The sequence below is a fragment of the Corallococcus terminator genome, assembly GCF_003611635.1.
In the GTDB taxonomy this organism is placed as follows: domain Bacteria; phylum Myxococcota; class Myxococcia; order Myxococcales; family Myxococcaceae; genus Corallococcus; species Corallococcus terminator.
Window position 1 is genome coordinate 1 of sequence record NZ_RAVZ01000388.1, and the last position, 8,393, is coordinate 8,393.

The following is an 8,393-nucleotide window of genomic DNA, read 5'->3' on the forward strand; positions in this document are numbered from 1 at the left end:
GCCCTGCCCCGCCCGGTAGAGGAGTTCATCCGCCATGTCCGTGAATTCGCAGCGCCCCGTCCTCATCATTGGAGGCTCCGGCCTCGTTGGCGCCCAGACCGCGAAGGCGCTTCGCCGCCTCCATCCAACACTGCCCCTCACGATTGGCGGTCGAGACCTGGCCCGGGCCGACGCCGTCGCGAAGGAGGTCGGCGGCGCGGACGCGGTCCGGGTCGATCTGGAGCGGAGGGATCTGGGCCAGCCCGAGGGGAGGGCCTACAGCGCTGTCGTCGTGTTCACGAAGGACGACACCCTCAACTCCATGAAGTACGCCCAGGCGAAGGGGCTGCCGTACGTCAGCATCTCCAGCGGCGTGTTCGAGATGGGGCCCGAGGTGGCGCACTACATCCACCAGCCCGCGAGCGCGCCCATCTTCATGGACAGCACCTGGCTGGCCGGAGCGGCCATGCTGCCCGCCCTCCACTTCGCCCGGGAATTCAAGACGCTCGAAGCCATCGAGTTCACGGTGGTGCTCGACGAGCAGGACGTGGGCGGCCCGGCGGCCCATGCCGACTTCGATCGCCTCACGAACGTCGCGACGAGTTCCCTGCTGCTCCAGGATGGCAGGTGGCGCTGGGTCCGTGGAGCCGATGCGACGCGCACCGTCACCGCGGTGGATGGGACCCCGATGCAGGGGCAGGTGTACTCACCGTTCGACGTGCTGGCCCTCGCGGCCGCGACCGAGGCGCGGTCCATCCGGTTCGACATGGTGGTGGGCGAGTCAGCGACGCGCCGGCGCGGCGAGCCCTACTCGACGGAGATCATCATCGAGCTGTCCGGGCTGAAGCAGGATGGGATGCGGGGGCGCGTGCGCCACGAGCTCGTCCATCCCGAAGGCCAGGCACCGGTGACCGCGCTGGGAGTCGCCATCGCCGTCGAGCGGTTGCTCGGCCTCGCGGGCGGCCCGCCCGTCGCGCCCGGGCTCTACCTGCCTCACGTCCTCATCGACCCGGCCTACTTCGTCCGGCGCCTGGAAGAATTCGGAACCCAGATTCGCCGCGCGTAGCCCCGCCTGCCAGCGGCGATGTCTGTCATTGCCGCCGACCTGAATTCCTACCGTTCGTAACCTACCTACCGTAGACACAGCCCCGGTCCGGCGGACCGGAGGAGCACATCCGTCATGTCCTCGAACACGCAGAACCCTGTCCTCCTCATCGGAGGCTCCGGCGTTGTTGGAAGCCGGGCCGCCAGGACACTCCGCCGGCTTCAACCCGGGCTGCCCATCACGCTGGGCGTGCGAGACGTTGCCAGGGCCCAGACACTCGCTCGGGAACTGGGCGGCGCGGAAGCCGTGCGCATCAATCTGGAGCGGCGCGACCTGGGCCTGCCCGAGACCGCGGCCTTCAGCGCGGTGGTGGTGCTGCTGAAGGACGACACCCTCAATTCAATGAAGTACGCCCAGGCGAAGGGACTGCCCTACGTCTCCTTCTCCGACTTCGTGTTCGACATCGGGCCGGAGGTGGCGCTGCACATCCAGCACCCCACCCGCTCGCCCGTGCTCCTGCTGGGACATTTCCTCGGCGGAACGGTGACGCTGGCCACGCTCCACTTCGCCCGGGCGTTCCGACGCGTGGATGCCATTGAGATTGGCGCGGTCTTCGACGAGGAGGACATGGGCGGCCCGGCGGCGCGCGGTGACACGGAGCGCGTCACGAAGGATCTGCCGAGTCCCCTGATGCTCAAGGACGGCAGGTTCGCCTGGGCGCGGGGAGAGGACGTGTACCGCGACTTCGTCGGGGTGGACGGGGCGCAGTGGCGGGGCCGGGCCTATCCGCTGCTCGACGTGGTGAGCCTCGCCACCGCGACCGAGGCAAGGACGGTCCGGCTCGACTTCGCGGTGCGGGAGGCCGCGAGCCGCCCCAGCGGCCAGGGCGTGTCGCACGAGGTCATCATCGAGATCACGGGCGAGCGGGAGGATGGGACGACGGGACGCGTGCGCCACGAACTCATCGACGCGGACGTGCACTCGGGCCTGAGCGCCCGGGGCGTGGCGCTCGCGGTGGAGCGCCTGCTCGGCCTCGCGGGCGGGCCGCCCGTGAAGCCCGGGCTCTACCATCCCGAGGGGTTGCTCGACCCCACCTCCGTTGTCGAGCGTCTGAAGGAATTCGGCACCCGGATCCGTCCCTGACGGCGTTCGACGGGGGCACCGCAGTTCGGCGGCTTCTCGCCCTTCAAGGCGAGCGGAGCACCTCACAGCTCGCGGAGGCCCCGCGTGCGAGGTCCTCCGCGACGGAGCGCAGCAGGGTTCCCGTGAGCGCGGAGCGGCCTTCAGGCTCCGTCCCCGCTGACGCGCCCTGGGTGAGCCAGGCCGCCACGCGCCCGAGGCTCGCGGCCGTCACCACCCGCAACCGCACCTCCACCTGCACGATGAAGCGCTCGCCCGGCTCAGGAGGCGCGTCCAGCATCCAGGCCACGCGCTCCAGCTCCAGCGTGGCCACCCCTTCCGACAGGGGCCTTCCGTCCAGCAGGTAGCCCGTGCGCGTGAAGGCCAGCACCTGGGTGACCTGCGTGCTGTCCATGCGCGCGTCGAACCAGAGGGCGCGCTTGCGCAAGAGCGTCAACTGCACCTCCAGCTTCCCCGCCATGCCCAACCGCACCAACCGATCCAGCTCGGGCGACACGAAGGCGCGCGCCTCCGGCCGCACCACCACGCGGCGACCGGAGAGCGTCGCGGTGCAGGTGGCGCGGGCCTCGTCCGCCCGGGCCTGGGACGCCAGCAGCCCCACCGACGCCATGAGCGCCGACCGGAGCCGCCACCGTCCGCCTGTGCCTTGCCTTGCCATGCCTCAGAAGGTCCGGACGAAGAACAGGCGTGCCTCGGGCGTGGCCCGGGCCTTTTCATCCGTGCGCCAGGCCGCTTCCACGCGCACCGCGTCGCTGAAGTGGAAGCTGGCGCCCAGGCCGAGCCGCGGATCCGTCCAATCCGAGGCGGCGTGTACCGCGCCCAGGTCCGCGAAGAGACCGAACCCATGCCAGCGGTACTCCGCGCTGCCGAGCACCGACGCATCGCCCCCACGGAAGTCCTTGAAGCCGAAGCCACGCAATGAGCTCCAGCCGCCCAGTGCCTCCTGCTTCTGCAAGGGCAGATCCTCGCCCCCAGCGATGCGCAAGCGCACGCTCAGTCCCGAGTGCCAGGTGACGGGCAGATCCAACACCGTGTCACCCACCAGCTTCCAGAAGCGCGTGTCCGCGCCCACCTGCTGCCCCACCTCCAGCGTGACGAGTCCACGCAGCGCGGGCTCCCGCGTCCGGTCCCCTTCGCGCGGGAAGAGGGACGTCTCCGGCGTCCGGAACAGCGAGCCCACGGGCGACCCCGTCTTCGCCTTGCTGTCGTACTCCGCGCGCAGCACGACGGAGTGGAAGCGCCCCTCGCTCACCGGCGCGTTGGGGAAGGCCGGGGAGTCCCGGCGGAAGAGGCTGAGCGGCGGCGTGAAGGCCTGGAGCGATTCGTAGGTGTCACCGCGGAACTCCGCGCCCGCGAGCCACGAGCGCGACCAGCGCCAGGTGGCGAACGCCGCGAAGCCCTTGCGGCGGAAGTAGTCCCGGTCCGGCCGGTTGAGGAGGAACGAGTAGACATAGGAGTCGATGTCCCCCATCCGCCAGCGGTCGAGCGTGTCGGTGAAGTCGTGGACCTGCGCTCCCACCTCCGCGAGCGCCAGCGCGGGCACCTGCAGCTTCGCGCCGCCCAGCAGGTTGACGCGACGCTGACGCCGCGTCCCCTCCGGGTCGTCCGGCAACCGCTGGCCTCCCAGCCGCAGCGGGACGAAGAAGGCCGCGTCCAGCGTCGCGTGCACCCGGTCCTTCGGATCCCAGAAGCGCAGCCCGGCCGCGAGCCCCGGGGCGAAGCCCGTCACCTGCGTGTGCACGGGCAGCAACTCCAACGACAGGTCCGGCCGGCGCGGGCGCACGTGCACCACCAGCCGCCGCCCCTCCAGCGTGAGGCCCTCCCCCCGTTCGTTCCACGAGAACAGGCCCCGCCAATCAGACCCGGACTCCTTGCGCTCGCGGCGACGGGACGCGCGCGACTCCTGCTCCTGGGTGCGGTAGCTCCGCGTGCCCTGGGCCTCGCGCTCCTCGACGACCCGCACGTCCGGGCGTCCCTCGCGCAGCCCTTCACCGTCCACCGTCCGGAGGAATCGCAACTGCGACTCCAGGCGCTCCACGGCACGGTAGGCGTCGCTGCGAAGGAAGACATCGCCCGGCGACAGGCCCAGCGCCTCGCGCACTCGCGCCGCCATCTCCGGCTCCACGCCCGGCACGTCCACGGCCTCCAGCCGGCCCTCGTCCATCTTCACCAGCAACACGCCTTCGGGCGACAGCGTGGCGGACAGCGTCGCCAGCAGATAGCCGTCATCGTCCCGCAGGTCCTTCAGCGCGCGCTCCAGCGCGGCGTCCAGTCCGCCCAGGACGACGCCGGGACGAAACTGCCCGCGCTCCATGCGCGCGAACCACTCGCGGGGCGGGTGGGACGGAGGGCACGGGCTGACGACGGACAGCGTCGCGCCGCGCCCATGGATGCGCACCTTCGCGACGAACTCCTCGTGGTCCCGCTCGTCATCATCGTCCTCGTCCTCGTCGAACTCTTGCGAGAAGCCGGGAGGCTGCTGGAACAGGGCCTCCAGCCACTCCCGGGGAAGAAGGTCCTGGAGCCCCTGGACCTCCACCGAAGTGACGGTGGGGTGCTCTTGCAGCGTCACCTCCAGCAGCGCGGACCCCTGCTCGCTGACGCGCAGGCGGGGATCCACGTGGGCGAAGAGGCCCGTGCGTGCCAGCCGGCGCAGCAGGGTCTGCACCTCGCCGGGCGACAGCGGATGCGTGGCCCCGGCGGCGGGTGCGCCCACGAGCGAGCGCACCTGCGCGTCCGCCAGATGCTGGAGCCCCACGAGTTCGAGTCCCGTCGGCGCCAGTGCCTTGCCGTCGACATCCAGCCGCAACGGAGAGAGGACCGAAGCCGTAGCGGAGTCCTCGTCGAAGGCGTCGTGGCACGCATCGCGCGAGGGTGCACCCTCCCCGGCCGAAGCCTTCGCATCGGGAGCGTCATCGTCCGGACCGTCATCGTCCGGACCGTCATCGTCCCCCGGCATTTCGGCCCGGGAACGTGTCCCCGGCTCGGAGGGGGGCGAGAGCGCGCCAGCATCAGGAGGGAACGTGCCGGCATCCCCCGCGGGTTGCGCGAAGGCGGCGAGCGAGACGAAGCAGAGGCAGAGCACGATGCGGTTCATGTGGAGGGGCAGGAGCATGCGCCGTTCCAGGCGGAGGGCTCCGGCAAGTGCCTGGAAGCACAAGGAGCCGCCGTGCGCGTCGATGTCATGGACACATCCGGATGTCACCTTGAGGATGTGCCCGTGACATCGCCCGGGTCCCTGGGGCGTGTCATGGCGTGACAGGGAGGCCCAGGGCCTTGATGCGTCGGTAGAGGTTGCCCCGGTCCACCTGGAGGAGGCGCGCGGCTCCGGCGATGCTCTCCCCTTCCTGAAGCGCGGCGCGGATGAGCTCCCGTTCGAAGTCCTCCACGTGCTCGCGGTAGCTCCTGTCCCCCAGCGTCGCACGGGGCGCGGCAGGGGTTCCCGTCGGAGCCGTCACCGCATCCGGGCGGAGTTCCAGCGGCCCCTCGCCCCGCAGCAGGTTCAGCCGCTCCATGACGTTGCGCAGCTCGCGCACGTTGCCCGGCCAGGGGTAGGCGCGCAGCGCGGCCTCGGCGCCAGGGGCCAGCACGAGCGGCGTCCTGGGCCCGGCGAACTCCGCGGCGAAGACGCGGGCCAGGGGCAGCAGGTCCTCGGGACGCTCACGCAGCGGCGGGACGTGCAGCGGCAGCACGTTGAGGCGGAAGAAGAGGTCCTGCCGGAAGCGCCCCTCCTTCACCGCGCGGGTGAGGTCCTGGTGCGTGGCCGCGAGGATGCGCACGTCCACCGGCACCGGCAGCGTGCCCCCCAGGCGCTCCACCTGACGGGTCTCCAGGACGCGCAGCAGCTTCGCCTGGAGCTCCAGCGGCATGTCGCCCAGCTCGTCCAGGAGCAGCGTGCCGCCCTGCGCCTGCTCCACCCTGCCCGTGCGCCTTGCCACCGCGCCGGAGAAGGCGCCCCGCTCGTGCCCGAACAGCTCGCTCTCCAGCAGCGTCGCGGGGATGGCCGCGCAGTTGACCGCCACCAGCCGGCCCTTGCGCCCGGAGGCCTTGTGCAGCGCCTGCGCCACCCGCTCCTTGCCGGTGCCCGTCTCACCGGTGATCAGCACCGCCGTGTCGCTCGGGCCCACGCGCGCGATGAGCTGGCGCAGCGCCTCCATGGCCGGACTGTCCCCCACCAGGTGCCCCGGGCGGGCCAGCTCGTCCAGCAGCCGCTCCCGCTCCTCCCGCAACGAGCCCAGCGCCAGCGCGTTGCGCAGCGCCGTGATGAGCCGCTCGGCGGAAGGGGGCTTCTCCACGAAGTCCGTGGCCCCCAGCTTCAGCGCCTGCACCGCCTCCGCGGGGGAGGCCTCGCCGGAGAGGACCACCACCGGCACGGCCAGCGGCTTGGGCAGGCGCGCGAGCAGCTCCAGGCCCGTTTCGCCCGGCATGCGCAGGTCCAGCAACATCAACGCAGGCGGAGCATCCGGCGCTTCGAGCAGGCGCGCCGCCTCCGCCGCGGAGCGGGCCTCCACGGGGGTGAACCCCTCGTCGCCCAGCAGCCCGCGCAGGGCCCGGAGGACGCCGGGGTCGTCGTCGACGATGAGGATGCGGGGACCTGGTTTCATGACGTCACCTGGGAACCGGGAGGCACGCGGGGCAGCGACACGTGCGCCAGCGTCCCGCCGCTCGCGCCCGGCTCCAGCCGCAGGGTGCCACCGTGCTCGTGGACGATCTTCTGGGCGATGGGCAGCCCCAGTCCACTGCCACCGGGTTTGGTGCTGAACAGCCCCCGGGTGAGGACCGCGCCGGACAGCACTCCCGGGACGCCTCGGCCGCCGTCGTTCACGGTGACATGCACGGCGCCGTCCACCTCCGCGCGCAGGGCCACACGCACGGGCGACGTGTCCGGCCCGGAGGCCTCGGCGGCGTTCTTCACCAGATTGCCGAAGAGGCGGCGCAGCCCGTCCGGATCCGCGTGCAACTGGACCTCCGGCCCGGGCTCCAGCTCCACGGGCACCGGCGAGCTGCCCGCGTACAGGGTGCACACCTCGGCCAGCAGGGCGCGCAGCCCCACGTCCTGGAAGCGCGGCACCGGCAGGCGCGCGAAGGTGGAGAAGCTCTGCGTCATGCGCATGAGCAGGTCCACCTCCTCCTGGAGGAGGGCCACCGCTTCGGCGAGGCGCGTCGGGTCCGGTGGGGCGCTGTCATCCTGACGGGACAGACGCGCGAGCGAGAGCTTCATTGCGGTGAGGGGGTTCTTCAGCTCGTGGGCGAGCGCGCGGGCCACGTCCTGCCACGCCGCGATCTGTTCGGCCGTCTTGAGGCGCTCGCGCTGGTCCAGCAGCTCCTGGCCCATGCGGTTGAACTGTCCCAGGAGGAACTGGAGTTCGTCGCGCGGCGGCTCGGGCACCGCCAGACGGACGGACAGATCCCCCCGGGAGTAGGCCCGCATCCCGTCGATGAGGGTGCCCACCGGGCGCGTGAGGACGCGGCCGAGCAGCGCCGCGGCCACGGCCAGCACGAGGCCGGACACCAGCCCCAGCGCGGCGATGAAGACGGGCACGCGGCGCACCAGGGCCCGCCGCGCCAGCTCCGCCTGCGCGAGGTTCAACCGCGCGTCGTCGAGCGCACCCTGCGGCAGACCGCGTCGCTCCAGGTCCGCGGACACGCCATCGAGCACGCCCTCCACCGGGGCGATGGACACGGAGAGCACGCGCTCCAACACGCCCTGGGCCAGCGCGCCGAGCAGCATCAGCGGGATGAGGCCCGTGAGCAGCATCACCACCAGCAGGCGCCGCCGGAAGCGGGGCGGAGGCGGCGGAGAATCCATCGACGAAGCGCGGCGCATGATGCGCCGTTCATACCGCAGGCTCCATCAAAGTTCTCGCGGCCCTCGTGACGGGGCAACGACAGACGCCGCGCGGAGGCCGCATCACCCTGCGCGGTCACGGGTGCATGAGGGGATGCGATGCGTTGCCAGCACGTCCGCTTGAAGCCAGGGGCGTGGTCATCTCGGGTGTGCCTCCCTATCCTGGATTGAAGCGTTCCTGAAACACCGAGCCCGGACGGAGCCTGAAAATTCCTGGCAATCATTGACACGGGCCAGGCACAGCGGCTGCCCGGCTTCGTGGAAGTGGAACCGGAACAGGAGGAGCCATGGAGGGCGATGCGTGGGTCCTGACGGGACAGGACCTTTCTCCTCCCAGATTCATGGGCCCCTATCAGGTCCAGGGGTTCCTCGGGCGGGGGG

Annotated in this window: 6 protein-coding genes; 2 read left to right on the top strand and 4 right to left on the bottom strand. The window is 71.5% G+C overall.

What is annotated here, in order from left to right; translation table 11 throughout:
* Positions 1 to 34: 34 nt before the first annotated feature.
* Positions 35 to 1,045 (top strand): Rossmann-fold NAD(P)-binding domain-containing protein, encoded by a 1,011-nt coding sequence (locus tag D7V88_RS35560; protein ID WP_120545039.1) that lies wholly within the window; start codon positions 35 to 37, stop codon positions 1,043 to 1,045.
* A gap of 114 nt (positions 1,046 to 1,159) precedes the next feature.
* Positions 1,160 to 2,167 carry an SDR family oxidoreductase gene (locus D7V88_RS35565; RefSeq protein WP_120545040.1) on the top strand — a complete coding sequence of 336 codons (1,008 nt, stop codon included), beginning with the start codon at positions 1,160 to 1,162 and terminating at the stop codon, positions 2,165 to 2,167.
* 43 nt (positions 2,168 to 2,210) lie between these two features.
* On the opposite strand, the gene D7V88_RS35570 is transcribed toward D7V88_RS35565, so the two are convergent.
* From D7V88_RS35570 to D7V88_RS35585, 4 genes are all read right to left on the bottom strand, one after another.
* Positions 2,211 to 2,822: a hypothetical protein gene (locus tag D7V88_RS35570; RefSeq protein ID WP_120545041.1), complete on the bottom strand. Its 612-nt coding sequence runs from the start codon at positions 2,820 to 2,822 to the stop codon at positions 2,211 to 2,213.
* A gap of 3 nt (positions 2,823 to 2,825) precedes the next feature.
* Entirely contained in the window at positions 2,826 to 5,279 is a 2,454-nt protein-coding gene (locus D7V88_RS35575) for a BamA/TamA family outer membrane protein (protein WP_244238571.1), read from the bottom strand.
* Between the two features lie 133 nt (positions 5,280 to 5,412).
* The gene (locus tag D7V88_RS35580; RefSeq protein ID WP_120545042.1) at positions 5,413 to 6,768 is read right to left on the bottom strand and encodes a sigma-54-dependent transcriptional regulator; all 1,356 of its coding nucleotides are present in this window, start codon (positions 6,766 to 6,768) and stop codon (positions 5,413 to 5,415) included.
* A complete protein-coding gene (locus D7V88_RS35585; protein WP_244238572.1) occupies positions 6,765 to 7,991 on the bottom strand; it encodes a sensor histidine kinase in 1,227 nt (408 codons plus the stop codon). Before D7V88_RS35585 ends, D7V88_RS35580 begins: the two co-directional genes overlap by 4 nt.
* Positions 7,992 to 8,393: the final 402 nt, after the last annotated feature.

What these genes read in the sequence shown, in the direction of transcription:
- D7V88_RS35560 (WP_120545039.1), top strand. Translation starts at nt 35, where the DNA reads ATGTCCGTGAATTCGCAGCGCCCCGTCCTCATCATTGGAGGCTCCGGC.
- D7V88_RS35565 (WP_120545040.1), top strand. Translation starts at nt 1,160, where the DNA reads ATGTCCTCGAACACGCAGAACCCTGTCCTCCTCATCGGAGGCTCCGGC.
- D7V88_RS35570 (WP_120545041.1), bottom strand. Translation starts at nt 2,822, where the DNA reads ATGGCAAGGCAAGGCACAGGCGGACGGTGGCGGCTCCGGTCGGCGCTC.
- D7V88_RS35575 (WP_244238571.1), bottom strand. Translation starts at nt 5,279, where the DNA reads ATGCTCCTGCCCCTCCACATGAACCGCATCGTGCTCTGCCTCTGCTTC.
- D7V88_RS35580 (WP_120545042.1), bottom strand. Translation starts at nt 6,768, where the DNA reads ATGAAACCAGGTCCCCGCATCCTCATCGTCGACGACGACCCCGGCGTC.
- D7V88_RS35585 (WP_244238572.1), bottom strand. Translation starts at nt 7,991, where the DNA reads ATGCGCCGCGCTTCGTCGATGGATTCTCCGCCGCCTCCGCCCCGCTTC.